Raw genomic sequence first — 675 nt, 5'->3', positions numbered from 1 at the left:
GCAAGCCCAGCGCTGACCGTGTCGCGCAACGCAACGGGTACCGGCACCGCGACCTCGACACCCGTGTCGGGACGATCGACGTAGCGATCCCGAAGCTCCGCCAGGGCACGTACTTCCCGGAATGGCTGCTTGAGCGCCGCAAGCGGGCCGAGACCGCGCTGATCACCGTCGTCGCGGATTGCTATCTCGCCGGCGTCTCGACCCGCCGGATGGACAAGCTCGTGAAGACCCTCGGGATCCATAGCTTGTCGAAGTCTCAGGTCTCACGGATGGCCGCAGACCTCGACGAGCACGTCGACCAGTTCCGGCACCGCCCCCTGGGTGACGCGGGGCCGTTCACGTTCGTCGCCGCCGACGCCCTCACGATGAAGGTCCGTGAGGGCGGGCGGGTGATCAACGCGGTCGTGCTCGTCGCGACCGGCGTCAACGGCGACGGGCACCGGGAAGTCCTCGGCCTCCGGGTCGCGACCAGCGAGACGGGGGCCGCCTGGAACTCGTTCTTCGCTGACCTGGTCGCCCGCGGTCTCGGCGGGGTCCGCCTCGTCACCAGCGACGCCCATGCCGGGCTCGTGGACGCGATCGCGGCGAACCTGCCCGGCGCGGCCTGGCAACGCTCACTCGTCAAGATGGGTAGTGGCGGGATCGTCCCGCTGGTTCATCCTCACCGTCGGGAGA

Annotated in this window: 1 protein-coding gene; it reads left to right on the top strand. The window is 69.5% G+C overall.

The genetic code is table 11. The features are described 5' to 3' along the window. Window positions 1-675: IS256 family transposase (locus tag AS96_RS14585; RefSeq protein ID WP_231477304.1), on the top strand; the 675-nt coding region annotated here is incomplete at both ends.

It is taken from the genome of Microbacterium sp. MRS-1 (assembly GCF_000585455.1).
Classification (GTDB): Bacteria; Actinomycetota; Actinomycetes; order Actinomycetales; family Microbacteriaceae; genus Microbacterium; species Microbacterium laevaniformans.
Note: the sequence above shows the minus strand (reverse complement) of the source record. Positions and strands in the feature narration are given on the sequence as shown.